Genomic DNA, 25,898 nt, shown 5'->3' with positions numbered 1-25,898 from the left:
GCGCCGAGGGCACCGTGCGCCTACCAGATGGAGTTGACCCACTCCGGGTGGTCGATGAACGGGTTGCGGTTGTGCTGGTAGGTGTCGTAGATGACCTGGTTGCGGCGCTGCTCGAAGGCGTCCGGCGGGTCCTGCAGGTTCCACTGCTTCAGGACGCTGATCTTGCCGAAGAGGGGCGCGCTGCCGTTGTTGACCTTGTCGTTCATCTCCAGGTCGGCGAAACCGTCACCGCCGTCGTAGCGCACGGCCATGTAGAGCAGCATGCGCGCGACATCGCCCTTGACCGCGTTCCGCGGCTCGAAGGAGTCGGAGTCGGTCAGGCTGCCGGGGGCCTCGGAGACCGGGCCGCCGCCCAGGTCGAAGTCCTTGTTCCCGCGGGTGCTGTTGACGGTGACGTCCTCGGGCCTGAGGTGGTGCAGGTCGGTCCCGGGGCCGGTGGCGGTGCCGAAGTCGCCGTGGCTCTTGGCCCAGACGTGCTCGCGGTTCCAGTCGTTGACGCCGCCGCCGTTGGTGGACTTCGACTGCGAGCGGCCCGAGTAGACCAGGATGACGTTGTTGGAGTTCGCGGGGTCCTGGTCGGTGACCTTGAGGGCGTTCCACACGCCGTCGTACGTCACCTTGGACTGGTTCTTGATGATGTTGTGCAGCGCCGTCTTCAGCGCGGCGCCGGTCTTGCCCTCGGCGGTGGCGTAGTAGGTGTCGACGGCGGAGGCCGAAGCCGAGATCGAGGCCGAGGCCGCCGCGGGGGCCGCGGCCGCGGTCCGCTGGCCTGCCGAGGCGGAGGCCGGGATCAGTATCAGGGACGCGGCCGCGAGGCCGGCTGCCCAGGGAGTAAGGCGCGAGATTCTCATCACGTGGGGGGTACCTCTCCACACGCACCGCTCCCGCCCGGGGAATTGGCGGGGTATCAGGTGGCAGAGCGAGATTCACATTGTCATGTGCCCTACAGGTAAAAAGCACGTGTCGGGAGGCAGGATTTTCTACGCGCGTCATGCGGGTGATTGGCGGAAGAATCCCTATGCAGGACGGGGCGGTGCGGGCACGGTGGCGGAGGCCACACCGTGAACAGCCCTACCAGGAGCAGCCCATGGCACCGAAGATCCTCATCGTGACCGGCGACGCGGCGGAATCCCTCGAAGTCCTCTACCCCTACCAGCGCTTGATCGAGGAAGGGTACGAGGTCCACATCGCGGCACCGGCGGTGAAGAAGCTGCGGTTCGTCGTACACGACTTCGAGGACGGCTTCGACACCTACACCGAGAAGCCCGGCTACACCTGGCCCGCCGACATCGCCTTCGCCGACGTGGACCCGGGGGAGTACGCGGCGCTCGTCGTGCCCGGCGGACGCGCCCCGGAGTACCTGCGCAACGACCCCGAGGTGCGGCGGATCCTGTCGGCCTTCGCCGGCGACGACAAGCCGATCGCGCAGATCTGCCACGGCCCCCTGATCACGGCCGCGGCCGGCGCCCTCGACGGCCGCCGGGTCACGGCCTACCCGGCGCTGGAGCTGGACGTGAAGGCGGCCGGCGCCACCTTCGAGGACTCCGAGGCCGTGGTCGACGGCACGCTGGTGTCGGCCCGCGCCTGGCCCGACCACTCCGCCTGGATGCGGGAGTTCCTGACCGTCCTGCGCGGCAAGGCCCCGGTCTCGGGAGCCTGAGCTTCGCCGTCCCCTTGTGAAGGATCCCGGCCGGGACTGCCGGGGACTGCCGGAGAGCGCAACCGATGTGGTGGGGTGTGGGCGCAACCCACCTATTGCGCACGGCAGTTGAGAGGGGTCAGTCATGACGGGACGATGGGGACGGCGCGGGTTCATGGGTGCGGCCGCGGCGCTGGGAGGCGCCGCGCTCGTCGGAGCCGGGGCGCCGCTCGCCCGGGCCCAGGAGGCGGCCAGGCCGTGGCCCGACACGGTGGCGATCCCGGCGGGCTTCCAGCCCGAAGGGATCGCCGTCTCGGCGCGCGGCACGGCCTACACGGGCTCGCTGCTCGACGGCTCGGTCTACCGCTTCGACCTCGCCACCGGCGCCGGGCGGATCATCACCCGGGGCGGGGGGCCGATGTCGGTGGGCCTCAAGCTCGCCCCGTACGGCCGGCTGCTGGTCGCGGGCGGCGCCAGCGGGCAGATCCGGGTGGTCGACGCCGGGGACGGGCGGGTTCTGGCCACCCACCAGGCCGCGACCGGTACCGCCTTCGTCAACGACGCCGTCGTCGGCTGCGGGGGCGCCTGGTTCACCGACTCCTTCGCGGACGTCCTGTACTTCCTGCCCGTCGGCCGGGACCTCACCGGTCCCGGCGCGGCCCCCCGCGCCCTGCGGCTCGGCGGCGAATGGGACCCGGTTCCGCCCGGCGGCGACTACTGGGGCGCCAACGGGATCGCGCGGACCCCCGACGGTCAGGCCCTGCTCGTGGTGCACGACACCGCAGAGGCGCTGTTCCGCGTGGACCCGCGCACCGGCGCCGCCACCCGGACCGTGCTCGACGGCGGCTCGGCGCGCAACGGCGACGGGCTCGTGGTGCACGGGCGCACGCTGTACGTCGTACGCAACTGGGCCTATGCGGTGGACGTGTTCACCCTGAGCGGGGACGGCCGCCGGGCCCGTTTCGTCAAGCAGATCACCGACCCGCGCTTCGACGAGCCGACGACGGCCGCGGTGTACGGCGGCCGGCTCTACGTGGTCAACGCCCGCTTCGACGCCGACTGGTCGGACCCGGCCACCGCCTCGACGGTCGTCAGCTGCCCGCTGTGATGGCGGGCGCGGTCTCGTACTTGTAGTCCGGGCCGAAGTTCTTCTTCACGGCCGCTTCCCAGGTGCCGTCCTCGACCATCTTGCGGAGCGCATTGTTGATCTTGACCTGGAGCTCGGTGTTGCCCTTCTTCATGCCGATCCCGTAGTTCTCGTTGCTCAGGCGCAGCCCGATCAGCCGGAACTTGCCCTCGTTGCCCTTGCGGGCGGTGTAGCCGGCCAGGATGGAATTGTCCGTGGTCATGGCATCGACCAGGCCGTCCTTGAGGGCGACGACGCATTCGGAGTAGCCGCCGAGCTCCAGGAGGCTCGCCTTGGGCGCCAGGTTCTTCCTGACGTTCTCCGCCGAGGTCGAGCCGGTCACCGAACACAGCCTCTTGGCCGGATTGTTGAGGTCCTCGGCCTTGGTGAGGGTGGGGTCGTCGGCGCGGACCATCAGGTCCTGGTGCGCGAGGAAGTACGGGCCGGCGAAGTCGACCTTCGCCTTGCGCTTGTCGTTGATCGAATAGCTGGCCGCCACGATCTCGACCTCGTTGTACTCGATCAGGAGCTCGCGGTCGTTGCTGAGGACCTCCTTGAAGACGATCCGGTCCTTCGAGTAGCCGAGCTCCTTCGCGACGTACGTCGCCACGTCCACGTCGAAACCGGTGAAGGTACCGTCCGGCTCCCGCATGCCGACGCCCGGCTGGTCGAACTTGATGCCGACGGCGAGGGTCCCCTGGTCATCGTCACCGCCACACGCCGATGCGGTCAGGGAGAGACCGATCACTGCGGCGATGACGCCTGCCTTGGGAACCTTCATGGTGCACTCTTTCCTGGGGTACGCGGATACGCGGGGTCGCGGGCGGGCGGTGCCGCGCGGGAGCGCGCGGAGCGCACCGGGACCGGCCCGGGGCGCGGGGAACCGCACGGGCTGGTGGACGCGTATATGAGGAAGCTAGGAAGGTGTCGGGCGCAGTGTCACGACATCTGAGCAAATCTTGAGGGTAACGATCCGGAACGGCGGCAGATCCTGCGGCGAATCCGGTTCTGAACGGGAGAGGAGCCGGTCGCGTGGCCAAGGGCGGGGTACGGGTCGAGGGGAACGCACTGCTGCTGGGCGAGGGGGCGCAGGTCCGCTTCATGCGGACGCTGCGGCTGCCGGAGACCGGTACGCACAATCTGCCCCCGGGGCTGGGGGAGTTCCCGCTGCGGCGGGTGGAGGACCATCCGGACACGGTTCCGGCGGACTGGCTGGCCAAGGGCGGGGTGATGCTCCCCGTGTACCTGCGCGAGGCGATGTGGCTCAGCTTCGGCGGGACCCGGGAGCCCACCGCGCTCCAGGTCGGCGTCGGCAAGGTGTGCGCCGTCTCCGGCGAGCGGTGGACGGGCGCGCTCGGGCGCAGGCCGCAGAACTACCTCGTGCTGCCGCGCCAGCCGTGGCTGGACGGGATCAATTCGGGCACGGGTACGGTCCGCCAGTTCGTCGCCGTCCCGCTGGGGCTCGGCGCCACCGTGGAGGGCCAGGTCACCGGTGAGGAGACCGCGGGCGGCGTGCAGCTCCAGGCCTTCCCGCTCGGAGCGAAGGCGCTGGAGCGGTGGCGGGAGGAGGAGCGGGCGCGCACGGCCGGGGCCGGCCGGGTCGGCGGCGCTCCCTACGGGATCGTGCCGCCGGGCGGTCAGCCGGGCGGCTACGGGGGCGGCGGCTACGGAGCGGCCCCGGGGATGCCGATGCCGGCGCCGATGGCGGCACCGGCGCCGGGCGGGCTTCCCGGAGCGCCCGCGGCTCCGGCCGCGGCCGGAGGCCCGCTGCGCCGCTCGAGGGGCGGGCCGGCCCCGCAGGCGGCCCCGGCGATGGGGCTCGGAGTCGGCGGCTCCATGCGGCAGGAGGTGTACCGCGACGACCGCAAGGCGAAGGAGTGGGCGGCCGAGCCGGCCGCGCGGGTCTTCGTCCACCTGGTGACCCCGCCCGCATGGCGCCGGATCACCGGGGAGGAGCCGCCGCCCTCGCCGGTGGACCGGGCCGCCTACACCAAGGCCGGGCTGCCGTGGTTCGACTACTACGACGAGAACGCCGCCGACCTCGCCCCCTCCGACACCCTCGGCGGGGTGCAGCCCGTGGGCGAATGGCTCGGCACCGACGAGGCTCCGTGGGCGGAACCCGCTCCCGGCCAGGTCGCACCCCTGGGGAACGCCCCCCGGCCGGGCAAGCCGGTCCAGGACGGCGACTGGTAGCCCCCGTGCCGTCTCCGTCCGGTCTCGGTCCGGTCCCCGGACTGGCCGGGAACGTACGGTCGTTCGAGCCCCCGGGGTAGGACCCGTGACAGCATGGGAGGGCAACGCACGGTGTTCGGAGGGGGAGTTCGGTGAGCGGAGTACGCAAGGGCCTGGCCAAGGTGGAGATCGCGCTGCGGTGGGATCCCAGCCCGGCGGGAGCGCCCGTCCACGACCTCGACCTGATCGCCGCGGTCTACCGGGCCGTGGACCCGTACGGGGACCCCGTCCACCTGGTCCACTTCGGCAGCCGGTCGCCCGACGGCACCATCACGCTGAACCGGGACAGCCGGACCGGGCTGGGGCTGGGTTTCGACGAGGTCATGACCCTCGAACTCACCCGGATCGCCGATGAGCTGACCCGGGTCGTGGTGGGTGTGGTGATCCAGCGGCCTGGCGGCGGCCCGGCGGTGACCTTCGCCGAGGTCGCGGGCAAGGGGGTGCGCGTCCGGGAGGGCTACACCGATCTCGCCGTGGACGACCTCGCCGGCTTCGGCGCCGCGAGCGGGGTCACGGTCGCCGAGTTCACCCGCGACGCCGCGGGGGTCTGGTCGATCGACCCGACCCTACGGGGCTTCGACGCGGACCCGGAGGAGTTCGCCCGGGCGATGGGCGCGGCCCGGAACTGAGCGGGCTCCACACGTAGAGCCGCCCGGAAAGCCGCACGGACCGGTCGGCGGTCACTCCGCGAGGGAGTGCCCGCCGTCCGGTCCGGGGGCTGCGCTGCCACCGTCCCCACGAGGCAGCGCGAGCGGGTCACCGTCCGGTCATCGGGGACGGCGGCCCGCTGGTTCAGGGGGCCCGCTTCAGGGCCCGGTTCAGGCGCCCGGTCCGGGGGCCCGGTCCGCCTCCGGCGGGGCCGCGCCCAGCACCGGGAGCAGGCAGGCGTCGACGAACCGCACGAGGTACTCGGCGTCGGCGTAGCGGCCCTCCAGTACGGGCCGGATGCGCAGCACGCCCATCAGCTGCGCCGGCAGGAACTCCACGGCAGGGTGTCCGGGGGCGAGCTCGCCCCGGGCCACGGCCCGCGCCACGATCGAGTCGAACGCCGCCAGCTCCGGCTCCACCAAGGCATCGCGCAGGGCCGCCTTCAGCTCCTCGTCGCTCAGCACCGCGTGCCCGAGGGCCTGCATCAGCAGGGTGTCGCGCCCCGAGGTGCAGGCGGCGATCCGGGCCGCCTCGCGCAGGTCGCCCGGCAGGGTTCCGGTGTCCACCGCGGCGAGGGTCCCGCGCCGGTCCGCGCGCAGGGCGGCGGCGACGAGCTGCGGTTTGGTCTTCCACTGCCGGTAGAGCGTGGACTTTCCACAGGTGGCCCGGGCGGCGATCTTCTCCATGGTCAGCGCCTCGTAGCCGTCCTCGCGCAGCTGATCCAGGACGGCGTCGTAGAGCTGCTGCTCGCGCTCCGGCGTGATCTTGGAGCGGCGCGCGGGGGCCGGGGCGGCTTCCGGCGTCGGCGACGTCATGGGGCGGCTCTCCTCGATGCTGCGTGCCGGCCGGTGTGGCCGGGTGGGCCCTCGCCATGATGGCCGATTTTTTTCGGTCGCGGGGCAGCGGGCTCTAGTGAAAGTCTACGGGAACGCGAGCGTATCGGTACACACTCGTATCGATACGAGAATGTATCGATACACTGGTGTGTCGATTGTGAGCCAGAGCTGTGTACAGGAAGCGAGACCGGGGGATGACCTCCCACACCACACCCGTCGGGGCCGGCGCGGGGCCGGGCGCCCGCCGCCGCCTCATACGCGAGCTCCTGCTCGTCGTGGGCCTCTTCGCGGTCTACAAGTGCGGCCGTACGCTCGCCACCGGCCGCACGGAAGAGGCCTTCCGCAACGCCACCCGGATCTGGGACGCCGAGCGCACCCTGCACCTGCCCGGCGAAGGCCTGGTCCAGCGCCTGCTCCTGCACAGCGACGCCCTCGTGCACACCGCGAACACCTACTACGCGGCCGTGCACTTCCCCGCCACGGTGCTCTTCCTCGTCTGGCTCTACGTACGCCGCCCCGCGCACTACCTCTGGACCCGCCGCGTCCTGGCCGTCCTGACCGGCGCGGCCCTCGTCATCCACCTGGCCTTCCCCCTCGCACCCCCGCGGATGCTGGGCGAGGCCCACCTGATCGACACCGGCCAGGTCTACGGCCCGACCGTCTACGGGGCCGCGCCCGCCGCCGACACCATGGCCAACCAGTTCGCCGCGATGCCCTCGCTGCACTTCGGATGGGCGCTGATGCTGGCGCTGGGCATGATCGCCGCCACCTCCTCGCGGTGGCGCGCCCTGTGGCTGCTGCACCCGCTGGTGACCCTGCTCGTGGTGGTCGGTACGGCCAACCACTACTGGCTCGACGCCATCGTCGCCACGCTGCTGCTGGGAGCCGCCCTGCTGCTGGTCCCGCGCCCGGTCGGCCGGTCGCTCGTCGCCCGGCGGAGCGTGCCGGTCCCGCGTTCCGAGGCGCTGCCCGTGCCGACGCCGGCGCCGTCGACGGGTACGGGTACGGGTCCCGGCGCCCCGGGGCTCGGAGGGCCACTGGATCCCGTAGGAGCAGTCCGGTGAACGCCACGGTCCTCGCCGTCCTGCTCTGCCTCGCCGCGGCCGTCACCTACGCGGCCGCCGCCGTCGCCCAGGAACGCCTCGCCCGCCGCGCGGTGGCCCGCAGCACCGCGGCACTGCTCGGCAACGGCGCCTGGTGGTGGTCGGCCGGCCTGAACGCCGCCGCCGCGCTCCTGCACGCCGCCGCCCTGCGGTACGGGCCGCTCACCCTGGTCCAGCCGCTCGGTGCGCTCACCCTCGTCGCCGCCGTACCGCTGGGCGCCCGCGGCGCCGGAAGGCGGGTCGTGGCCAGCGAGTGGCGCGGCACCCTGGCCACCGTCGTCGGCCTCGGCCTGCTCCTGCTGCCCGCCTCCGGCCCGTCCCCCGACGAGACCCTGACCCTGACCGAAGCGCTCGCCGTCTCCGGAGCCACGGCCGCGGTGATCATGCTGCTGACCGCACGGAGCGACACCCGCTCGGGGCTGCGCCACGCGACGGCGTCCGGGCTGGCCTCGGCGGCCGCCTCCGCCCTGACCCAGACCGTCGCCGTGGCGGGCGGCCGGGGCGGGTCCCTGCTCAGCGTCCGGGTCGTCTCGGTGGCACTGCTCGTGGTGGTCTTCGCGGTCGGCGGGATGCTCCTGTCCCAGCGGGCCTACCGGGGCGGCCTCGGCGCCCCGCTCGCGGTGGTCAACCTGACCAACCCGCTGGCCGCGGCCGCGATCGGCATGATCCTGCTCGGCGAACGCATCCACGGCGGCGCCTTCGGGGTCCTGTTGGCCGTGGCCGGGGCGCTCGCGGCGGCCCGGGGCGTGCTGTTGCTCACCCGGACCCCGCAGCAGCCGACGGCCGCCGCGCCCCAGGCCGTGCCTCAGCCCGCGACTCAGACCGTTCCTCAGCCCGCACCGATGGCCGGTGTGGCAGCATGAGTCGCGTGATTCCCGACGACGGTTCGTTCCTCTCGCTCCGCTCCAAGGGTTCGATCCTCTCCATCGGTTCGGTGGGTTCGATCCTCTCCATCGGATCGGTCGGCAGTGTGCTGTCGGTCGGCTCGATCGGCTCGGCGCTGTCGGCCGCCTCGGTGGGATCCGTGCTGAGCGCGGGCTCGTTCGCCTCCGCCCAGTCGACGCTGTCGGTGCTGTCCTGGCGCTCCCGCGGCGGATTCCTGGCAGCGGGAGCGGTGGGTGCGGCCGGAGCGGCCGTGCTGGCCTTGGCCGCGGTGGCCGTCTTCCGGCCCGCCCCCGGGTCCCGGCGGACCTGCTGAGAACCGTTTCACCTGTTCACGCGTCTCTCCCCGTGAGACCTGAACGGACGGCGCGCGCACGACGAGGCGCGCACATCGAAGCGGAGTGAACGGGCATGGGCATCATCGGCTGGATCATCCTCGGACTGCTGGCGGGCGGGATCGCCAAGGTCCTGCTGCCCGGCCGTGATCCGGGCGGCCTGATCGGGACCACCCTCATCGGCATCGCCGGCGCCTTCACCGGAGGCTGGCTCTCGGCCAAGTTCCTGAACCGGTCGATCCAGAACGACTTCTTCGACCTCGCGACCTGGGGCTCCGCCATCGCGGGCTCCCTGGTCCTCCTCATCGCCTACCGCCTCCTCTTCGGCAACTCGCGCAACTGACCGGCGGGCCCGGTCAGTGCTCCATGGAGGCCGCGGCCGTACCGTGATGTCCACGTCCCGGTACGGGTGCACCGGCGTCGGTGGCGGCGCTTACGATGACCGGCCATGGACAGCAGTGAGGCCGGCAGACGGTTGATCGACGGGCGATTCGAACTCGCCCGTCCCCTGGGCAGCGGCGGTATGGGGACGGTGTGGCTCGCCCGCGACATCGCGCTCGACCGGGAGGTCGCCCTCAAGGAGGTGCGGCCGCCGGACCCGGCGACCGCCGCGGCGCAGCCCGGGCTCGTCGTCCAACTGCGCGAACGGGCCGTCCGCGAGGCCCGGGCCCTCGCCCGGCTCGCCCACCCGAACGTGGTCACGATCCACCACATCGTGGAGCCCGATCCCGGCTCCGACGGCCATCCGTGGATCGTGATGGAGCTCGTCAGGGGCGGCTCCCTGGCCGACCGGCTGGAGGCCGGGCCGATGCCGGTGGCGGACGTGCTGCGCCTCGGGCTCGACCTGCTCTCCGCGCTGCGGGCCGCACACGCGGAGGGGGTGCTGCACCGCGACGTGAAACCGGCCAACGTGCTCCTGCGCCCCGGCGGCTCCGCGGTGCTCACCGACTTCGGGATCGCCGCCCTGCACGGAGCGACCGGGCTGACCTCGACCGGAGCCCTGATCGGCTCGCCGGAGTACATCGCGCCCGAGCGGGCGCGCGGCGAGGAGGGACTCGCCGCCTCCGACCTGTGGTCGCTCGGGATGCTGCTGTACGTGGCCGCCGAAGGGGTGCATCCGCTGCGCCGGGCCACCAGCCTGGCCACCGTGGTCGCGGTGCTCGACGAGCCGATCCCCGCGCCGGTCCGGTCCGGCCCGCTCGGCCCCGTACTGGAACGGCTGCTGGTGCGGGACCTGTCCGTGCGGCCCGACGCCGGGGAACTGGAAGCGCTGCTCCGCAGTGCGAGCAGTGCTCTCGACGGCGGCTCACCGGTGGTACCGACGGTCGCCTTCGGGAGCTTCGGGCCGGCCGCCCCGGGCCCCGGTCCCGCCATGGGACCCGTACCGATACCGGCGGCGGCGCACGGCCCCGCTCAGACACCGCAGACGCCGATGCCGACTCCGTTCGTTCCGGGCGCGGGCAACCCGTACGCGTACACCGTCCCCGTGAACCTCCCCGCGCCACCCTCCCCGCGTCGGCGCCGTCGCCCCGCCCTGCTCGCCGGACTCCTCGCGGTGGTCCTGGCCGCCGGCGTCGTCGGCCTCGTCAACGGACTGCCCGACGGGAACGCCGGCGGCTCCGCGGGCAAGGGCGGCAACACGAAGGCCGCGGACACCCCGTCCGCCTCCGGCCCGGCCTCCCCGGCCCAGGGCACCGCCGTGGCCCTGACCCCCACGCCCACTCCGAACGCGAGCACGCCCAAGGCGGTCACCCCGCCCAAGGGCAGCCTGATCGATCCGGCCAACATCCGTACCGCCATCGAGGCGCTCAAGCAGCAGACGGGCACCACCACCTTCGTCAACATGAGGGTCTACGACGAGTACGTGATCGCCGACATCCCCACCGCGCCCGGAGCCAAGACCGTCGACTCCTGGCAGTACCGCGGCGGAGTCGCCAAGCGCACCGGCCCGTCCGGCACCGTGAAGCCCGGCGCCCCGCTCATGGACATGGCGGCGCTCGGCTGGGACGCCCTGCCCGCCCTGCTCGCCGAGTCGACGAAGGAGCTCGGCGTCGACAACCCGAGCTCCCGCTACCTCAACGTCTCGCCCTGGATGGACGCCCCCGCGGTCCGGCCCTACCTGAGCGACGAGTACGGGCAGGGCGGCTACGTCCTCGCCGGTACCGACTTCAAGATCAAGAAGGTCTACCGGAGCTGACGCCCGGGGAAGCGGAGAACCACCACCATGCCGAGCTGGCGCAGCACGCTCACGGCCGCCGGGATCACGGGCCCCCGGCTCCGGGCCGACTACACGTACGCGGCCCGCCGGGTCCTGCGCCGGGAACCCGCGCCGTACCTCGCCCTGCGGCTGCTGGCCGCACCCCCGCTCGTGCCCTGGCTGGCGGCGGGCCTCGCCTTCATGAACCGGGTCGACGACGTCGCCGAGACCGGCTCCGCCGACCGGCGGGCCGCAGGACTCAAGGAACTGGGCGCCGAGGTGCGCCGCGCCCTGGAGACGGGGGACAGCCCCGACCCGCTGCTGCGCGCCTACGCCCACGCCGTCGACTCCCGCGGTCTGCCCACCGATTGGGTGTTCCGGTTCCTCGACGGGGCGGCCACCGAGGAGGCGGTCTTCGACGGGTTCGCCGCCGAGGAGGAGTTCCAGGCGTACCTCGACGCCTACGCCTGGCCCGGGGTGCTCGTCTTCACCGGGCTGCAGTACCAGGGCGGGCCGGACCCGGAACAGGCCGCGGGCTGGCGGCGGTTCGTGGACGCCGCCCAGCGGGTCGACTTCCTCGCCGACCTCGCCGGAGACCTCGCCGCCGGCCGGCTCTGCATCCCGCGGGCCCGCCTCGCCGAGCACTCGGTGACCCGCGCCGACCTCGAACGGGCCCGTGACACCCAGGCCGTACGGGAACTGCTGGCGGCCGAGTGCGGACGGGCCCGTACCGCGCTCGCCGCCGCCGACGGCATCCTCGACCTCACCGCACCCGGGCTGCGGGCGGTCGCCGCGACGATGACGGAGCTCATGGAACACCAGCTCACGGCGGTGGAGCGAGCCGGTGCCGGGGCTCTGCGCAAGGACGTCGGCTACGGGTTCACGGCTCCGCTGCGCACCCTGGTGCGCGCCAGGGCGCGCAGGCCGCGTACCGCCACCTGATTCCCGGGCCGTGCCGCCCGTGCATCATGGGATAGCGGCACTCTCCAAGGAAAGGCTCAAAGATGCGACTGGCGGCGTTGAGCGAACGCAGTGGCGTCCCCACGGCCACCATCAAGTACTACCTGCGCGAAGGGCTGTTGGAGCCGGGGCGGCGGGTCGGTGCGACGACCGCCGAGTACGACGAGGACCATCTGCGAAGGCTCCGGCTGGTCCGCGCACTGATCCAGGTCGGCGGGATTCCGGTGGCCACGGCCCGGGAAGTGCTCGCGCACGTGGACGACGAGTCCCTGGGGCGGACGATGCGGATAGGTGCGGCGCTGTGGGCGCTGCCGCAGGGCCCCGAGCCGGACGACGAGGATCCGGCGGTGATCACCGCGCGGCGCGAGGTGGACCGGCTGCTGGAGATGCGGGGCTGGTCGGCGGCCCGGGAGGTGGGGGACCTGTCCCCGGTGCACCGCTCGCTCGTGTCGGCGGTGTCCGCCCTCATCCGGCTCGGCTATCGGTGGGACGCCGAACTGATGTCCCCGTACGCCGAGTTGATGCACCAGGCGGCCGTGCACGACTTCGACTTCATGGAGACGTACCCCTCCGAGTCGGAGAAGGTCGAGACGGCGGTGGCCGCGGTCGTCCTCGTCCAGCCGGTACTGAAGGCCATGCACCGGCTGGCGCAGGAGGAGGAATCGGCGCGGCGGTACGGGCTGGAGTGAGCCGGGAGCGGCCCACCGCAAGCTCGTTCAGTAGGCGCCGTTGACGTTGTCGATCGAACCGTAGCGAGCCGCCGCGTAATTGCAGGCGGCCGTGATGTTGGCGACCGGGTCGTAGGAGTCCATCGGGGTGCCGGGGACGTGATAGGCCTTGAAGGTCGGGTCGATGACCTGGAGGAGCCCCTTCGAGGGGATCCCGGCCGCCGCGTTGGAGTCCCAGTTGTTGATGGCCAGCGGATTCCCCGAGGATTCGCGCATGACGTTGCGGTGAATTCCTTCGTAGCTTCCGGGAATTCCGTGCTGCGCCATGACGTCGAGCGACTCCCGGATCCAGCCGTCGAGGTTGTTCGCGTAGCCGGTGGTGGCCTTGGCGGCCTTGGCCGCGGCCGGTGCGGCGGCGGGGGCGGCCCCCGTGAGGTTCAGCTTCAGGCCGGGGCGGATGGCCGAGGGGTTGGCGCCGACGATGCTCTTGTTGGCTTCGTAGAGCTGCTGCCAGCCGCCGCCGATGGAGTGCTCGGCCGCGATCTTGCTCAGGGTGTCGCCGCTGACCACGGAATACGTCGTCGGGGCGACGGCCACCTCGGCCGCCCCGGCCGTGGTCGCGCCGATCAGCGGGAGGGCCAGTGCGGCACTGCCCGTACCGGCGAGGGCCAGCTTGCGGGTGAGTGCGTGGTGCTGCTTCGGCCGACGGTGCTTTCCCTGTGCGGGCATGGCGGAATTCCTCACGTGGGGGACGGAAGAGCCCTGGCGGAGGCCGGATTCGGCAGCTGACCACCGGGAATGAGGTGACCGTAGGCGAGTCCGCCGGGCCGGAACAAGACACGAATTCGACCGGGAGATCAACTTCCCGCATTCGGCCCGGTGGATGACCTTGAAAAGAGATCCGGGAATTCGCGAATATCCAACCGGGAAAAGGGAATCGTCCCTCGCGGGGAAATGATGTTGACGCCTCCGGCGTGACTCACATCACGGGCCGGCGGGCGCTGGCTCAATCCGGGCAAGTCGCCCGTCGCCGGGGCCGATTCGGGCGACCCGCCCGTTGGTGGCGAATCGCCCATCCCGGGTCAATCGACCCTCGTGGGAGATCGTGCCGTCCTCGTCCATCACGGGGTGGATCCTCAGGATGTGCACCAGTGCCCTGCGGGCCGCGTGCGGGCTCGGAAGCGCCGCGGACGCGGGCTTCCGGCCCGTCGTGGTGCGCGCCGGCACTCTCCCGGGTCCCGGCTCCCAGGCGCGGACGATCGGCTCCGGATGGGTGGTCGGGGTGGCTCCGGTCCGTCCCCGGTGCCGTAGATGATCTCCTCGCACCGCACCACGCGGTGGCGCACACCTGCCACCGGTGCCCGCCGCCCGCCTCCTGGGAGGCGATCCCGAAGAGCGGACCCCGGACGATGCGGTGCGTGTACCGCTGTGCGGGAGGTTGTCGTACCCGGGCGGGAAGGAGGTCGAGGTCAGGGAAGCCGCGCCAGTTCCCGCAGCGCCGCTGTGACCGATTCCGTGCCCGCGGGCAGCAGGGGGAGGCGCACGTCGGGGGTCGGGATGCGGCCCTGCGCGTGCAACACCCCCTTGATCACCGTCGGGTTGGGCTCGGCGAAGAGGGTCGCGGAGAGCCGGGCCAGCGCATGGCCCAGAGGGCGGGCCCGGTCCGCTTCGTCCGCCCGCCAGGCGGCCGCCAGCTCGGCGAACCGGCCCGTCGCGAGATGGGCCGACGCGAGGACCCCGCCCGCCGCGCCGAGCGCGAGCAGGGGCGACAGGAAGGAGTCGTCACCCGCCAACACCGCGAAACCGTCCGGCAGATCACCGAGCAGTGCCACCGCTTCCCCGTCGAGCGAGCCGACGGCGTACTTCACGCCGGCCACCCCGGGCAGCGCACCGATCGCCCGCAGCAGCGGTGCCTCCAACGGCTGCCCGGTGCGGTACGGGACGTGATAGACGATCAGCGGTACGGGGCTCACCCGTGCCAGCCGCTCGAAGTGCGCCAGCACCCCGGCGGCCGCGGGCCGCAGGAACGCGGGCACGGTCACCAGCGCGGCCCGCGCCTCGGGCCACCGCTTCAGCCGGCCGAGCGACTCCTCGGCGGCCCGGGTCCCGCTCGCCCCGGCACCCACGGTCAGCGCCGCCCCGCGCTCCCGGCAGACCCGGGCGCAGACGTCGGTGACGAGGTCGCGCTCGGCCTCGTCGAGGGCGGCCGGCTCGCCGGTGGTGCCCAGCGCCACGATCCCGGTGGCTCCCGCGTCGAGCACCTCGTGGGCGAGCGCCTCCAGGGCGTCGGCGGCGACCTCGCCGGCGGCGGTGAAGGGGGTGATCATCGGCACGTGGATCCCGTGCGGGGCGTACGGGCCGGGGGCGGCGGGGGCTGCGGAAGCGGCGGAAGCGGCGGCGGGTGTGGACGAGGTCCTGAGCGTCTGGGTCATGGAACGAGCCTGACCCGCCCCGAGCATCGAATCCAGTTCGCCTTTCTTACCTGAACCATAAGCTGATCCGATGCTCGATGTACGACGCCTGCGCCTCCTGCGCGAACTCGCCCACCGCGGGACCATCGCCGCGGTGGCCGAGGCGCTCTCCTTCAGCCCTTCGGCGGTGTCCCAGCAGCTCTCGGTCCTCGAACGCGAGGCCGGTCTGTCGCTGCTGGAACGCACCGGGCGCCGGGTCCGGCTCACACCTGCCGGCCAGAACCTGGTCCGGCACGCAGACGCGGTGCTGGAACTGCTGGAGCGGGCCGACGCCGAGCTCGCGGAGGCACGCGGCGGACTGGCCGGAGCGCTGCGGATCGGCTCCTTCCCGACCGCGACCAGGGCCGTCGTCCCGGCGGCCCTGGCGGAGCTGGCCCGCCGGCACCCGGGACTGGAGCCGATGGTGTCCGAAACCGACCCGGCGGCGGTCGCCGACGCGCTGCGGGCCGGGGACCTGGACGTGGCCCTGATCAACGCGTACGACTTCGTCCCCGCGCCGGAGGAACCGGGCCTCGCCACGGAACCGCTCTACCGCGAGGCGATGTACCTGGCGACACCGACGGGTCCGGCCGACTCCGTCGACGGGGTGGCTCCGGCGGGGCCGGGCGGAGCCGGGCAGCGGGCGCTGCTCCGTACGCACGCCGACGCGCCCTGGATCACCGCCACGCCCGGCACGCTCTGCCACGCCATGACCGTGCGCGCCTGCGAGGACGCCGGGTTCATGCCGAGGATCCGCCACCAGGTGGACGAGTTCGCCACCGTGCTCGCCCTGGTCGCGGCCGGCCAGGGGGTGGCCGTGGTGCCGCAGCTGGGGATCACCGGGCACGCGGATCCGGCCGTGGCGCTCACCCGCCTCGTCATGGAGCGCCGCACCAACGTGGCCTTCCGCAGCGGCGCCGCAGCCCACCCCGCCGTGTCCGCCTTCGGTACGGCCCTACGGGCGGTGCTGCCGCCCGAACTGTCCGGGGACCACGTCTAGGCGGTCCAGCGCGCCGGGGGCGGCCGCCCACCCCACCCGGGCGCGGTGCAACTCCCGCACACGGGACAGCGCGTGTACGTTGGCGGGGGACCGGTGGAACCCTCGGGGGGCCTCCGGCGCAGTCGACGAGACAGTGATCGAGATCGGGGTAGCACGTGACGCATCGCGTACGAGGGGTCATCGCCAGGAGCAAGGGCGCACCGGTGGAGACCACGACGATCCTCGTGCCCGACCCGGGCCCCGGCGAGGCGCTCGTACGGGTCCAGGCCTGCGGGGTCTGTCACACCGATCTGCACTACCGGGAGGGCGGGATCAACGACGAGTACCCCTTCCTCCTCGGCCACGAGGCGGCCGGGGTCGTCGAATCCGTCGGCCCGGACGTCACCTCCGTGGCCCCCGGCGACTTCGTCGTCCTCAACTGGCGCGCGGTGTGCGGGAGCTGCCGGGCCTGCAAGCGCGGCCGCCCCTGGTACTGCTTCGCCACGCACAACGCCACCCAGCCCATGACCCTGGAGGACGGCACCCCGCTCTCCCCGGCCCTCGGCATCGGCGCCTTCGCCGAGAAGACCCTGGTCGCCGCCGGTCAGTGCACCAAGGTGGACCCGGCCGCTTCGCCGGCGGCCGCCGGGCTGCTCGGCTGCGGGGTGATGGCCGGCCTGGGCGCCGCCCTGAACACCGGCAACGTCGGCCGCGGCGACTCCGTGGCCGTGATCGGCTGCGGGGGAGTGGGCAACGCCGCCGTCGCCGGGGCCAGGCTGGCCGGAGCCTCCCGCATCATCGCCGTGGACCTGGACGACCGGAAGCTGGAGTGGGCGCGGGGACTCGGCGCCACGCACACCGTCAACGGCGGTACGCAGGACGTGGTCAAGGCCATCCAGGAGCTGACCGGCGGCAACGGGGCGGACGTGGTCATCGAGGCCGTCGGCCGTCCCGAGACGTACAAGCAGGCGTTCTACGCGCGCGACCTGGCCGGCACGGTGGTGCTGGTCGGCGTCCCGACGCCGGAGATGCAGCTCGAACTCCCGCTGCTGGACGTCTTCGGACGCGGCGGCGCCCTGAAGTCCTCCTGGTACGGGGACTGCCTGCCCGAGCGGGACTTCCCGCTGCTCATCGACCTCTACCTGCAAGGCCGGCTCGACCTCGACGCGTTCGTCTCGGAGCGGATCGCCCTGGACGGGGTCGAGGCGGCCTTCGCACGCATGGAACGGGGCGAGGTACTCCGCTCGGTGGTCGAGTTCTGAACGCGCACCAACCCGCGGCCGTGACCGATCCGGGGCAAGCCCGCGATGACGCCCGCGCGATCGCGGCGGCGGCCATGGGGCGCGACCCCGGCCCCATGGCCGCCGCCGAGAGCAGCTCCCACCACGTGTACGTCGGCTCGGACGTCGTCGTGAAGATCATCGATGCCGCTTCCCACTCCCGGCTGAACAGGGAGATCGCGCTCGCGCCCGACCTGCCCGCAGGCCTCACGGCCCCCCTGCTCGACAGCGGGCTCCACCGGCTCGAGGCGCGCGACGTCCGTTACGCCTGCTACGCCCGCGTGCCCGGGTCGGCTCCCGGCATGGGCATGCCCGGGGTGGACGGCTCGACCGCGCGCGCCCTGGCGGAGGAGGCGGTCGAGCGGCTCGGCCGCCTGCACGGCTGGGTGCCCGCGGGCCGCGCCGACCGGACGCTACGGGAAGGCCTCGACCACGGCGGGTTCACCGGCCGGGCCGCGCTCCTCGCCGAGATCGAGCGCCTCACCGCCGCCGACCGGCACGGAACCGTACCTCCCCGCCTGCTCGACGGTCTGAGGACGATCGCCGAGCGCGCCCCCCTGCACGCCCGGGCGGTCGTCCCGGTCCACGCGGACTGCCACTGGGACAACTGGCTCGCGCGCGACCGCAGTGTGACGGCCCTGCTGGACTTCGAATGGGCCCGCTACGGAGAGCCGCTCGACGACTGGTTCTTCCTGGCCCGCTTCAGCGGCCCGCACACGGAGACCGTCCTCGACGTGATCGCCCGTGCGACGCAGACCGCTCCGGAAATCCTCCGAGCAGGCTGCGAGGTCCGCGAAGCGACGTACCTCGCCTCCGACCTCCGCATCGCACTCGAACGCCCCGCCACCCATGCCCGGATGGCCGCGGACAGGCTCCACGCACTCGAGGAGCTCATCGTCGGCCGCTACTGGTGGCGCCCCTCCCGGTGACGCCGGCAGCTTCCGGCGGGCGCTTCGTCGTGCCCGCGCCCCTCAGCCAGGTGAACGAGAAGAGGCCGGCGCCGGCCATGACGACGGCCGCGATGTCGCGGCTGTAGACCGCTGCCCCGATGGATCCGAGGACGGCCATGCCCAACGCTCCGCCGAGCTCCTGCCCGGACTCCAGAACGGCCGCGGCGAGAGCGCCGAGTCCGTGCGCACCTGGGTCAGCCAGAGGAAGCCGCAACCGGAGAGCAGGAATCCGCCGCCCATGACGTACGCACGGTCCAGGCGCTGTGCGAGCACGGCTCCCGCCGGCGCCGCGACGGCCACTCCCGCGGCCGGCACCGTGCTCCACAGCGCGGCCTTGAACGGGCTCAGCCCGAGGACGGTCTGCAGGTACTGGGTGAGGAAGACGGCCATCCCGACCGTGGCGAACATCGCGAGGAGGTTGGCGAGCACCGGACCGCCGAAGGTTCGCCGGCGGAGCAGGCCGAGGTCGATCATCGGATGGGCCAGGTGCGTCTGCCGGCGTACGAAGACGGAACCGAGCACGATCCCCACGCAGACGGCGAGGGCGGGGAGCGGCTCGTACCCGTGCCGGGCCCTTTCCTTGACGCCGTAGACGACCAGGAGCACGGCGCCGAGCGACAGCGCCGCACTCGGCAGGTCGAAGCGCTCGCGCGTCGCCGACGTGAACTCCGGTACCAGGAAGGGCACCAGCACGAGCAGGAGCACCATCGCGGGCAGGTTGATCAGGAAGACCGAGCCCCACCAGAAGTGCTCCAGCAACAGACCGCTGACCACGGGCCCCAGCGAGATGCCCGTCGTCATCACGGCGGTCCACAGGGTCACCGCCTTGCCGCGCTGTTCCTCGTCGTGGAAGAGGTTGCGGATCAGGGCGAGGGTCGAGGGCATCAAGGCGGCGCCGCCCAGTCCAAGCAGCGCGCGCACGGCGATGAGCAGTTCGGCCGTGTCCGCGTACGCGGCGGCGACCGAGGCCGCTCCGAACAGCGCCGCTCCCGAGAGCACCAGCGCGCGCTGGCCGATCCGGTCACCGAGCGCACCCATCGTGACGAGGAGCCCGGCGAGGACGAAGCCGTACATGTCGAGGATCCACAACTGCTGCGTCGCGCTCGGCTCCAGCTCCCGGCTGATGTAGGGGATCGCGAAGTAGAGGACCGAGACGTCCATCAACCGCGACGAAGGCGCTCGCCACCCTGAACCAGGAGGGGCTGGTGCGTCCCGTACCCGGTGTCGGCACCGTCGTCGCCGAGTCGGGACGGGAACGGCCCCCGGCTCCCCCTCACGGACTCACCCGGGAGCGCATCGTCCGCGCCGCGATCGCTCTCGTCGACGCCGAAGGGCTCGGCGCGCTCTCCATGCGCCGCGTCGCAACCGACTTCGGTGTCTCCACGATGGCGCTCTACCGTCACGTCCCGAGCAAGGGCGAGCTCGTACGGCTGATGTCGGAGACGGTTTTCGCCGGAGAACCGCTGTTCGAGTTCGGGCTCGCGCGGATGCTGGACGGAGTCGAATCGGTCGTCGGGCAATCCGCAGGTCCGGCCGCTCCCGGGGGCCTCGCGTAAGCTCGGGCGGGCCCGTCGTCCCGGTTCGTCACCACCCACCGGCCCCGGGACGGCTGCCGCGTACACCACCGCACCGCGCCGACCCCAGGGACCTTCCGTGACCCCCGTGAACCCCGTGCCCGCCGAGAGCGCCGCCACCGGCAGCTACCGCCAGCCCGGTGTCGTCCTCACCGACCACCACTTCACCGTTCCGCTCGACCACGCCCGCCCCGACGGCGAGCGGATCGAGCTGTACGCCCGCGAACTGGTCGCCACCGGCAAGGACCCGGAGTCCCTGCCCTGGCTGCTCTACCTGGAGGGCGGACCCGGCTTCGGTGCCCGCCGGTTCGTCGGCCGGCAGGCGTGGCTGGAGCGGGCCCTCGCGGAGTACCGGGTGCTGCTGCTCGACCAGCGCGGGACCGGCCGCTCCACCCCGGTCAACCGGCAGACCCTGCCGCTGCGCGGCGGCCCCGCGCAGCAGGCCGAGTACCTCGCCCACTTCCGCGCCGACTCCATCGTGCGCGACGCCGAGACCATCCGCCCGCTCCTCACCGGCGGCGCGCCCTGGACGGTCCTCGGCCAGAGCTTCGGCGGCTTCTGCGTCACCCACTACCTGGGCGCCGCCCCCGAGGGGCTGGCCGCCGCCCTCATCACCGGCGGGCTGCCCTCCCTCGACGCCACCGCCGCCGAGGTGTACGAAGCCGCGTACCCCCGCATCGAGCGCAAGAACCGGGCGCACTACGCCCGCTACCCCATGGACGTGGAGCGGGCCCGCCGCATCGCCGCCCACCTCGTCGAGCACCCGGCCGAACTCCCCGGCGGATACCTGCTGACGGCCGAGGCCTTCCAGTCCCTCGGCCTGCTCCTCGGCGTGTCCGACGGCAGCCACCAGCTGCACTACCTGCTGGAGGACGCCTTCGTCCCCACCCCGGCCGGACCCGCCCTCTCCGACGCCTTCCTGGAGGCCGTGCACGCCCAGCTCTCCTTCGCGGGGCACCCCCTCTACGCCCTGGTCCACGAGGCCATCTACGCCCAGGACCCGGGCGCGCCCATCGGCTGGGCCGCCGAGCGGGTCCGCTCCGGGCACCCGCGGTTCGACGCGGCGAAGACCCTCGCGGGCGCGGAGCCGCTGTACTTCACCGGCGAGACCATCCACCCCTGGCACTTCGAGTGCGACCCGGCGCTGGCTCCGCTGCGCGAGACCGCCGAGCTGCTGCTGGCCCGCACCGGCTGGACCCCGCTGTACGACCGGGCGCGGCTGGCCGTCAACGAGGTGCCGGTGGCCGCGGCCGTCTACCACGACGACATGTACGTGGACACCGCACACTCCCTGGCCACCGCCCGGGCGATCCGAGGCCTGAAGACCTGGGTGACGGACGAGTTCGAGCACGACGGGGTCCGCGCCGGAGGCCCGCGCGTCCTGGACCGGCTGCTGGCGCTCGTACGCGACGAGGTCTGACCCCATCTGAATGCAGGGGGAGTCGAGGCGGCTACGGGACCGGGATGCCCGTGCGGAGGAAGTACAGACCGATGAGGTGTCCGCCTTCGTTGAAGGTGACGCGGAACTCCCCGGTCCCCTTCTCCATGTGGAGGGGCACGTTCACCACGGACCCGTGGACGGACGTCACCTGCCGGGGGTCCCCGTGCGACCGGTAGGGCCCGTACCGCTCCTGGTAGTCCTTCCACGCCTGCGCGAGCGCCTCGGGAGACGCCTGGTGGCGGAGCGTCTCGTCGAAGCGGGCCGAGACGGCGGCGAAGTCTCCCCGCACGACCTCGTCGAGGGTGTCGAGTGCGGGCCGCTCGTCATCGGCCCGCCCCGGAAGGGCCGTCACGGCCGGGGCCGTGATCTCCGGGGCCGTGACCTCCGCGGGGGCGCGGAGCTGGGCCGCGGCGGGCAGGGAGCCGTTCGTCAGCAGCAGGGCGCCGGAGGCCAGTACGGCCGCGGGTGCGAGTCGAACGAACCGGACGAGTCGAACGGACCGGACGAGCCGCCGCTTCGCGCCACCTGGGGTGTGCCTGCCTGACAGCGGGACCATGGCTTCCTCCCTCGGAACGCCATCCTTCATGCTAGGGCGCCCCCCAAGCGGTCGCATGTCGGCTCCACGAAGGCCCGGGTCAGGTGCGCGGTGGCCAGGAGGGCGCGGCGGCGGACCGCCAGGGCCAGGAGCTCCTCGCGCGAGGCGCGGGCGGCGGCCCGGTCGCGTTCGTGGGAGTACGGGACCGCCGGATCGGCCAGCTGCACCGCGTGGACCAGTACGTCACCGGTGACCAGGACGTCCCGGGCGCGGACCCGGCTCCCGCATCCGCCGCCGGGCCCGGCCGTCCCTTCCACCAGCACCGACTGGTGGCCGGGCGTGTGCCCGGGCGTCGGCAGCAGGGTGATGCCGGGAGCGAGCCGGTGCTCGCCGGCCACCTCGTGGAGCTGTCCGGTGGCCCGCAGCGGGGCCACCGTCCAGTCCCACACGGGATCCGTCCGGTCCAGGGCGGCCACTTCCGCGCTCTGTACTAGGTACCGCGCGTCGGGGAAGAACGGCCGGCCGGCCGCGTCCTGCGTCCAGCCGGTGTGGTCCTCGTGCAGGTGGGTCAGGACCACCGCCTCCACGTCGGCCGGGGCGATCCCGGCCTCCCCGAGCGCGGCGGGCAGCCGGCCCGGTACCGGGGCCCAGCCGGCCGCCGGGCCCTGTGCCGGGCCGACCCCCGCGTCGATCAGCACCCACCGGCCGCCCGGCCGGGACACGGCGAAGCACCGGAAGTCCAGCCGCCAGGAGCCGTCCGGCCCGGCCGCGCCCGGATCCAGTAGCGCGGCCCGCTCCCAGGCGGCGGCGTCCGCCCCCGGGAACGCCGCGACCGCGGGCTCGAAGAACGACCCGGTGGCGTCGAGCAGGGCCACCACCTGCCCCTGTGTCTGCATTCGCTTATTGTGCGACATATGAACGAACGACTGGACGGGCCCGCCCCGTTGGAGCCCATGCCCACCGACTGGCAGCGTGCGCTGGCCGTGGTGGCGCACCCGGATGATCTGGAGTACGGCTGCGCGGCGGCCATCGCGGACTGGACGGACGGCGGCCGCGAGGTCGTCTACCTGCTCGCCACGCGCGGCGAGGCCGGCATCGACACCATCGACCCCGCCGCGTGCGCCCCGCTGCGCGAGGCGGAGCAGCGTGCGAGCGCGGCCGTCGTCGGCGTGCCCACGGTGGAGTTCCTCGACCACCGCGACGGGGTCCTCGAGTACGGCCTGGACCTGCGCCGGGACATCGCGGCGGCCATCCGGCGCCACCGCCCCGAGCTGGTGATCACGATGAACCACCGCGACACCTGGGGCGGGGCCGAGGGCGGCGGCCACTGGAACACCCCGGACCACAAGGCGGTCGGCCGGGCCACCCTGGACGCGGCGGGCGACGCCGGCAACCGCTGGATCTTCCCCGAACTCCTCACGGAGCAGGGCCTGGAGCCGTGGGACGGGGTGCGCTGGGTGGCGGTGTCCGGCACCACGACGCCCACGCACGCGGCCGATGCGGGCCCCGGCCTGGAGCGTTCGGTGACGTCCCTGATGGAGCACAAGGCGTACATCGCCGCGCTCACGGACGAGGACCCGGAGGCGTACGTGCGCGCCTTCCTGACGGGCAACACCCAGCAGGCGGCGGCCCGTTTCGGCGGCCGTCCGGCAGTGGCCTTCGAGGTCTTCCCGCGTTAGGCGCAGGCCCCTATGGTGTCCGCGTGATCGACACCATCAGCACGGAGATCGCGGAGGGTGAGGAACGGATCCGTCTGGACGTCGCGGACGGGATCGCGGAACTCACCCTCTGCCGGCCGGAGAAGCTCAACGGCTGGAGCTGGGAGTCCACGCGTCAACTCGGCCTGCTCGCGGACCGGATCCGCTTCGATCCCGCCGTACGGGTGGTCCTGCTGCGGGCCGAGGGCCGGGCGTTCTGCGCGGGCATCGACGTGACGGCCCCGGGCGGCGCGATCACCGGCGGCTCGGCGGCCGAGCGCAACCGCAACTACTACGAGGGCATCCGCTGGGTCCACGAACGCTTCGCGGTCCTGGCCCGGCTTCCGCAGCCGGTGGTGGCGGCCGTGCAGGGGTACTGCCTGGGCTTCGGCTTCGAGCTGGCCCTGATGGCGGACGTCCGAGTCGCCGCGCAGGACGCCGTCTTCGCCTTGCCCGAGGCCCAGTTGGGGGTGGCGGTGGACGCGGGCGGCGACCTGCGCATCGCCCGCGAGGCGGGCGCCGGCTGGGCCAAGTTCCTGGCCCTGACCGGCCGCCGCATCGACGCCCGGACGGCGGAGCGCCTGAACCTCGTCCAGCAGGTGGTCCCCGCCGAGGAGTTGGAGGCGGTCGCCCGCTCCCTCGCGGAGGAGATCGCGGCCAACGCCCCGCTCGCCGTCCAGGGCATCAAGCGCGCGATCGACTCCTACGCGGACGCCGCCCTGCCCGCGGCCCTCGACCGCGTGGCGATGACGGCGGCCCTCACCCTCACCTCGGAGGACTCCCGCGAGGGCTACACCGCCAAGGCGCAGCGCCGTCCCCCGCGCTTCACCGGAGGCTGAGCACCGGGCGGACGGAGAAGGCCTCCCAGGCGTACTCGCCCTCCGGGCCGTACACGAACTCGGCCATCGCCGGGTTGCGGTTCGCCGTAGCCAGCGTCAGCCAGGCCCACAGATCCCCGTACCCGCCGCACACGGACTCGCCGCCGTCTCCGCCGTGGACGGCGCCGCGGTCGCCGCTCAGCTCGGCGGCGTAGGAGTCGTAGGCGATGCGCAGGCCGAAGGCATTGGGCTCGCACCGCGGAGCGAACGTGCCGCTGCCGTAGGAGGGTTCGCCGATCGGGCAGGTGTCGCCCCACCGGAAGAGGGTGCGCGCCCCGGCCCCGCAGGCGTGTTCCCACTCGTCGGCGCCGGGCATCCGCAGCCCGCGCCCCGCGAGCACCGCGGGCACGCCGGCGGGGGGTTCGTCGAGCGGCTCGTTCTCCACGGCCATGAACACCGTCGGGAGGGTGAGGGTCCGGGGCGGGCTCAGCAACTCGGCCAGGTGGGACTTGAGATCGGGGCCGTAGCCGTACTCCTCGGCCAGGCTCCGCTCGAAGTCGGCGGTCTGCTCCGGCGTCGGCTCCCAGGCGTCCAGATCGAACCCGAGCCGGACGCTTCCCCCGGGTATCAGGGCGAACTCCCGCCCGTCCCGCTCGACGAACACGCGGTGGAGTGGGCCGCCGAGGTGCGGGACGGCATCGATCAGGCTCACCCGGGCACCGGCCAGGCCGGCGGCTTCCCGGGCGAACCGGTGGACGTCCGGCAGCGCGAACGAGCGCCACCGGTCAAGGGTCAGATCAGCGTGGGACATGCGGTCCATGGTGCCCCGGACCACTGACAACCGGGGCACCGCCCGGGCCGGGGCGGTCACCGGGGCGCCACCGCCCGGGCACCGCCGGCCACCGGCGCTCCGCCGGTCCCCGGCGCCCCCGCCGCGCCGCTACTCCTCCAGGCGCAGGAGGGCCAGAGCGCGCGCCGAGACCGCCGGGAGGGGTTCCCGGCCGCCTTCGGAGGCCCAGTGTTCGAGGGCGACGGTCACCGCGTCGATGAGGACGGCCGCCAGGACGCGGGTCTCCAGGGAGGATTCCGGGCGCCCCGTGCGGACCGCGAGGACCGGCACCAGACGGTCCTGCATCGCACGGGCGGCCGCGAGCCAGCGCAGGCGGATCTCCGGTACGCCGCCCATCACCTGGATCAGGCGGGCCGTCTGGCCGGGCCCCTCGTAGCGGGTGCCCGCCGTGGCCGTGGTGAAGGCCGCCTGGACCGCTTCGGTGAGGGGCTCCGACGCGGGGCGCAGGGCGAGTTCCTCGACCAGGGTGGAGACGCCGGCGGTCAGGACCGGGGTCAGCGCGTCCTCCTTCGTCGGGCAGTACCGGTAGAAGGTGCGCAGCGAGATGCCGGCCGCCCGCGCGACGTCGTCGACCGTGGTGGCCTCGAACCCCCGCTCGGAGAACAGGTCGGCGGCCGCCTCCGCGATCTCGTACCACGTGGCCTCCCTGCGCCGTGCAGTCAAGGACGGGCGGCCCGTGCTCACCGTGCTCACCGCGA

26 protein-coding genes and 2 pseudogenes are annotated in these 25,898 nt (G+C 73.2%); 18 read left to right on the top strand and 10 right to left on the bottom strand.

What is annotated here, in order from left to right:
• Positions 1-20 precede the first annotated feature (20 nt).
• Positions 21-851 (bottom strand): endonuclease I family protein, encoded by an 831-nt coding sequence (locus tag ACE1OC_RS03150; RefSeq protein WP_407835682.1) that lies wholly within the window; start codon positions 849-851, stop codon positions 21-23.
• 236 nt (positions 852-1,087) lie between these two features.
• On the opposite strand from ACE1OC_RS03150, the gene ACE1OC_RS03145 reads away from it, so the two are divergent.
• Positions 1,088-1,660, top strand: a complete 573-nt coding sequence (locus ACE1OC_RS03145; RefSeq protein ID WP_274550978.1) for a DJ-1/PfpI family protein — start codon at positions 1,088-1,090, stop codon at positions 1,658-1,660.
• 124 nt (positions 1,661-1,784) lie between these two features.
• Entirely contained in the window at positions 1,785-2,747 is a 963-nt protein-coding gene (locus ACE1OC_RS03140; RefSeq protein ID WP_407835681.1) for an SMP-30/gluconolactonase/LRE family protein, read from the top strand.
• On the opposite strand, the gene ACE1OC_RS03135 is transcribed toward ACE1OC_RS03140, so the two are convergent.
• Entirely contained in the window at positions 2,731-3,546 is an 816-nt protein-coding gene (locus ACE1OC_RS03135) for a glutamate ABC transporter substrate-binding protein (protein ID WP_407835680.1), read from the bottom strand. The genes ACE1OC_RS03140 and ACE1OC_RS03135 overlap by 17 nt on opposite strands.
• A gap of 251 nt (positions 3,547-3,797) precedes the next feature.
• On the opposite strand from ACE1OC_RS03135, the gene ACE1OC_RS03130 reads away from it, so the two are divergent.
• Both ACE1OC_RS03130 and ACE1OC_RS03125 read left to right on the top strand, forming a co-directional pair.
• Positions 3,798-4,958 (top strand): hypothetical protein, encoded by a 1,161-nt coding sequence (locus ACE1OC_RS03130; protein WP_407835679.1) that lies wholly within the window; start codon positions 3,798-3,800, stop codon positions 4,956-4,958.
• A gap of 131 nt (positions 4,959-5,089) precedes the next feature.
• Entirely contained in the window at positions 5,090-5,626 is a 537-nt protein-coding gene (locus ACE1OC_RS03125) for a TerD family protein (RefSeq protein ID WP_407835678.1), read from the top strand.
• Between the two features lie 189 nt (positions 5,627-5,815).
• Here the strand turns inward: ACE1OC_RS03125 and ACE1OC_RS03120 are convergent, their stop codons facing one another.
• A complete protein-coding gene (locus ACE1OC_RS03120; RefSeq protein WP_407835677.1) occupies positions 5,816-6,460 on the bottom strand; it encodes a TetR/AcrR family transcriptional regulator in 645 nt (214 codons plus the stop codon).
• A gap of 215 nt (positions 6,461-6,675) precedes the next feature.
• On the opposite strand from ACE1OC_RS03120, the gene ACE1OC_RS03115 reads away from it, so the two are divergent.
• The 7 genes from ACE1OC_RS03115 (at position 6,676) to ACE1OC_RS03085 (ending at position 12,647) form a co-directional block, all read left to right on the top strand.
• Positions 6,676-7,545 carry a phosphatase PAP2 family protein gene (locus ACE1OC_RS03115; RefSeq protein WP_407835676.1) on the top strand — a complete coding sequence of 290 codons (870 nt, stop codon included), beginning with the start codon at positions 6,676-6,678 and terminating at the stop codon, positions 7,543-7,545.
• Positions 7,542-8,447 carry a DMT family transporter gene (locus ACE1OC_RS03110; protein WP_407835675.1) on the top strand — a complete coding sequence of 302 codons (906 nt, stop codon included), beginning with the start codon at positions 7,542-7,544 and terminating at the stop codon, positions 8,445-8,447. Before ACE1OC_RS03115 ends, ACE1OC_RS03110 begins: the two co-directional genes overlap by 4 nt.
• Positions 8,448-8,452: 5 nt before the next feature.
• The gene (locus ACE1OC_RS03105) at positions 8,453-8,782 is read left to right on the top strand and encodes a hypothetical protein (RefSeq protein WP_407835674.1); all 330 of its coding nucleotides are present in this window, start codon (positions 8,453-8,455) and stop codon (positions 8,780-8,782) included.
• Positions 8,783-8,877: 95 nt separating this feature from the next.
• The gene (locus ACE1OC_RS03100; RefSeq protein ID WP_266884034.1) at positions 8,878-9,144 is read left to right on the top strand and encodes a GlsB/YeaQ/YmgE family stress response membrane protein; all 267 of its coding nucleotides are present in this window, start codon (positions 8,878-8,880) and stop codon (positions 9,142-9,144) included.
• A gap of 105 nt (positions 9,145-9,249) precedes the next feature.
• Positions 9,250-10,998, top strand: a complete 1,749-nt coding sequence (locus ACE1OC_RS03095) for a serine/threonine-protein kinase (protein WP_407835673.1) — start codon at positions 9,250-9,252, stop codon at positions 10,996-10,998.
• Between the two features lie 27 nt (positions 10,999-11,025).
• A complete protein-coding gene (locus ACE1OC_RS03090; protein WP_407835672.1) occupies positions 11,026-11,940 on the top strand; it encodes a phytoene/squalene synthase family protein in 915 nt (304 codons plus the stop codon).
• A gap of 62 nt (positions 11,941-12,002) precedes the next feature.
• Complete coding sequence (locus tag ACE1OC_RS03085; protein WP_407835671.1) at positions 12,003-12,647, top strand: MerR family transcriptional regulator; 645 nt, start codon at positions 12,003-12,005, stop codon at positions 12,645-12,647.
• 27 nt (positions 12,648-12,674) lie between these two features.
• Here the strand turns inward: ACE1OC_RS03085 and ACE1OC_RS03080 are convergent, their stop codons facing one another.
• Both ACE1OC_RS03080 and ACE1OC_RS03075 read right to left on the bottom strand, forming a co-directional pair.
• Complete coding sequence (locus tag ACE1OC_RS03080; RefSeq protein ID WP_407835670.1) at positions 12,675-13,355, bottom strand: transglycosylase SLT domain-containing protein; 681 nt, start codon at positions 13,353-13,355, stop codon at positions 12,675-12,677.
• Positions 13,356-14,095: 740 nt separating this feature from the next.
• A complete protein-coding gene (locus ACE1OC_RS03075; protein WP_407835669.1) occupies positions 14,096-15,058 on the bottom strand; it encodes a dihydrodipicolinate synthase family protein in 963 nt (320 codons plus the stop codon).
• Between the two features lie 70 nt (positions 15,059-15,128).
• Here ACE1OC_RS03075 and ACE1OC_RS03070 point away from each other — a divergent pair, with 70 nt between their 5' ends.
• The 3 genes from ACE1OC_RS03070 (at position 15,129) to ACE1OC_RS03060 (ending at position 18,264) form a co-directional block, all read left to right on the top strand.
• Positions 15,129-16,076, top strand: a complete 948-nt coding sequence (locus ACE1OC_RS03070; protein WP_407835668.1) for a LysR family transcriptional regulator — start codon at positions 15,129-15,131, stop codon at positions 16,074-16,076.
• Positions 16,077-16,231: 155 nt separating this feature from the next.
• Positions 16,232-17,317 carry an S-(hydroxymethyl)mycothiol dehydrogenase gene (locus ACE1OC_RS03065; RefSeq protein WP_250738140.1) on the top strand — a complete coding sequence of 362 codons (1,086 nt, stop codon included), beginning with the start codon at positions 16,232-16,234 and terminating at the stop codon, positions 17,315-17,317.
• Between the two features lie 20 nt (positions 17,318-17,337).
• Entirely contained in the window at positions 17,338-18,264 is a 927-nt protein-coding gene (locus ACE1OC_RS03060; RefSeq protein ID WP_407835667.1) for a phosphotransferase, read from the top strand.
• Here ACE1OC_RS03060 and ACE1OC_RS03055 read toward each other — a convergent pair.
• A pseudogene (locus tag ACE1OC_RS03055) lies at positions 18,227-19,446 on the bottom strand (MFS transporter). The gene ACE1OC_RS03060 and the pseudogene ACE1OC_RS03055 overlap by 38 nt on opposite strands.
• Here ACE1OC_RS03055 and ACE1OC_RS03050 point away from each other — a divergent pair.
• Together ACE1OC_RS03050 and ACE1OC_RS03045 are read left to right on the top strand one after the other, a co-directional pair.
• Positions 19,446-19,748 (top strand): annotated as a pseudogene (locus tag ACE1OC_RS03050) (TetR family transcriptional regulator); the annotation flags it as partial. The pseudogenes ACE1OC_RS03055 and ACE1OC_RS03050 sit on opposite strands and share 1 nt — an antisense overlap.
• Positions 19,749-19,938: 190 nt before the next feature.
• Entirely contained in the window at positions 19,939-21,279 is a 1,341-nt protein-coding gene (locus ACE1OC_RS03045; RefSeq protein ID WP_407835666.1) for an alpha/beta fold hydrolase, read from the top strand.
• A gap of 31 nt (positions 21,280-21,310) precedes the next feature.
• Here the strand turns inward: ACE1OC_RS03045 and ACE1OC_RS03040 are convergent, their stop codons facing one another.
• Both ACE1OC_RS03040 and ACE1OC_RS03035 read right to left on the bottom strand, forming a co-directional pair.
• A complete protein-coding gene (locus tag ACE1OC_RS03040) occupies positions 21,311-21,856 on the bottom strand; it encodes a DUF3887 domain-containing protein (RefSeq protein WP_407835665.1) in 546 nt (181 codons plus the stop codon).
• Positions 21,857-21,882: 26 nt separating this feature from the next.
• On the bottom strand, positions 21,883-22,731 hold the full coding sequence (locus tag ACE1OC_RS03035; protein ID WP_407835664.1) for an MBL fold metallo-hydrolase: 849 nt from the start codon (positions 22,729-22,731) through the stop codon (positions 21,883-21,885).
• A gap of 18 nt (positions 22,732-22,749) precedes the next feature.
• On the opposite strand from ACE1OC_RS03035, the gene ACE1OC_RS03030 reads away from it, so the two are divergent.
• Both ACE1OC_RS03030 and ACE1OC_RS03025 read left to right on the top strand, forming a co-directional pair.
• The gene (locus ACE1OC_RS03030) at positions 22,750-23,514 is read left to right on the top strand and encodes a PIG-L deacetylase family protein (RefSeq protein WP_407835663.1); all 765 of its coding nucleotides are present in this window, start codon (positions 22,750-22,752) and stop codon (positions 23,512-23,514) included.
• 23 nt (positions 23,515-23,537) lie between these two features.
• A complete protein-coding gene (locus ACE1OC_RS03025; protein WP_407835662.1) occupies positions 23,538-24,371 on the top strand; it encodes an enoyl-CoA hydratase/isomerase family protein in 834 nt (277 codons plus the stop codon).
• Here the strand turns inward: ACE1OC_RS03025 and ACE1OC_RS03020 are convergent.
• Entirely contained in the window at positions 24,358-25,161 is an 804-nt protein-coding gene (locus tag ACE1OC_RS03020; RefSeq protein ID WP_407835661.1) for a hypothetical protein, read from the bottom strand. The genes ACE1OC_RS03025 and ACE1OC_RS03020 overlap by 14 nt on opposite strands.
• 129 nt (positions 25,162-25,290) lie before the next feature.
• Complete coding sequence (locus tag ACE1OC_RS03015) at positions 25,291-25,893, bottom strand: TetR family transcriptional regulator (protein ID WP_382966565.1); 603 nt, start codon at positions 25,891-25,893, stop codon at positions 25,291-25,293.
• Between the last annotated feature and the right edge of the window lie 5 nt (positions 25,894-25,898).

Source organism: Streptomyces stoeckheimensis (assembly GCF_045822005.1).
In the GTDB taxonomy this organism is placed as follows: domain Bacteria; phylum Actinomycetota; class Actinomycetes; order Streptomycetales; family Streptomycetaceae; genus Streptomyces; species Streptomyces stoeckheimensis.
This window is presented reverse-complemented; position numbering and strand designations above follow the sequence as displayed.

Excerpts from the sequence above, each read along its gene's own strand:
- ACE1OC_RS03085 (WP_407835671.1), top strand. The coding sequence starts at position 12,003 with ATGCGACTGGCGGCGTTGAGCGAACGCAGTGGCGTCCCCACGGCCACC.
- ACE1OC_RS03075 (WP_407835669.1), bottom strand. The coding sequence starts at position 15,058 with ATGACCCAGACGCTCAGGACCTCGTCCACACCCGCCGCCGCTTCCGCC.
- ACE1OC_RS03150 (WP_407835682.1), bottom strand. The coding sequence starts at position 851 with ATGAGAATCTCGCGCCTTACTCCCTGGGCAGCCGGCCTCGCGGCCGCG.
- ACE1OC_RS03115 (WP_407835676.1), top strand. The coding sequence starts at position 6,676 with ATGACCTCCCACACCACACCCGTCGGGGCCGGCGCGGGGCCGGGCGCC.
- ACE1OC_RS03145 (WP_274550978.1), top strand. The coding sequence starts at position 1,088 with ATGGCACCGAAGATCCTCATCGTGACCGGCGACGCGGCGGAATCCCTC.
- ACE1OC_RS03030 (WP_407835663.1), top strand. The coding sequence starts at position 22,750 with ATGAACGAACGACTGGACGGGCCCGCCCCGTTGGAGCCCATGCCCACC.
- ACE1OC_RS03090 (WP_407835672.1), top strand. The coding sequence starts at position 11,026 with ATGCCGAGCTGGCGCAGCACGCTCACGGCCGCCGGGATCACGGGCCCC.
- ACE1OC_RS03100 (WP_266884034.1), top strand. The coding sequence starts at position 8,878 with ATGGGCATCATCGGCTGGATCATCCTCGGACTGCTGGCGGGCGGGATC.
- ACE1OC_RS03120 (WP_407835677.1), bottom strand. The coding sequence starts at position 6,460 with ATGACGTCGCCGACGCCGGAAGCCGCCCCGGCCCCCGCGCGCCGCTCC.
- ACE1OC_RS03070 (WP_407835668.1), top strand. The coding sequence starts at position 15,129 with ATGCTCGATGTACGACGCCTGCGCCTCCTGCGCGAACTCGCCCACCGC.
- ACE1OC_RS03135 (WP_407835680.1), bottom strand. The coding sequence starts at position 3,546 with ATGAAGGTTCCCAAGGCAGGCGTCATCGCCGCAGTGATCGGTCTCTCC.
- ACE1OC_RS03080 (WP_407835670.1), bottom strand. The coding sequence starts at position 13,355 with ATGCCCGCACAGGGAAAGCACCGTCGGCCGAAGCAGCACCACGCACTC.
- ACE1OC_RS03095 (WP_407835673.1), top strand. The coding sequence starts at position 9,250 with ATGGACAGCAGTGAGGCCGGCAGACGGTTGATCGACGGGCGATTCGAA.
- ACE1OC_RS03035 (WP_407835664.1), bottom strand. The coding sequence starts at position 22,731 with ATGCAGACACAGGGGCAGGTGGTGGCCCTGCTCGACGCCACCGGGTCG.
- ACE1OC_RS03040 (WP_407835665.1), bottom strand. The coding sequence starts at position 21,856 with ATGGTCCCGCTGTCAGGCAGGCACACCCCAGGTGGCGCGAAGCGGCGG.
- ACE1OC_RS03020 (WP_407835661.1), bottom strand. The coding sequence starts at position 25,161 with ATGTCCCACGCTGATCTGACCCTTGACCGGTGGCGCTCGTTCGCGCTG.
- ACE1OC_RS03140 (WP_407835681.1), top strand. The coding sequence starts at position 1,785 with ATGACGGGACGATGGGGACGGCGCGGGTTCATGGGTGCGGCCGCGGCG.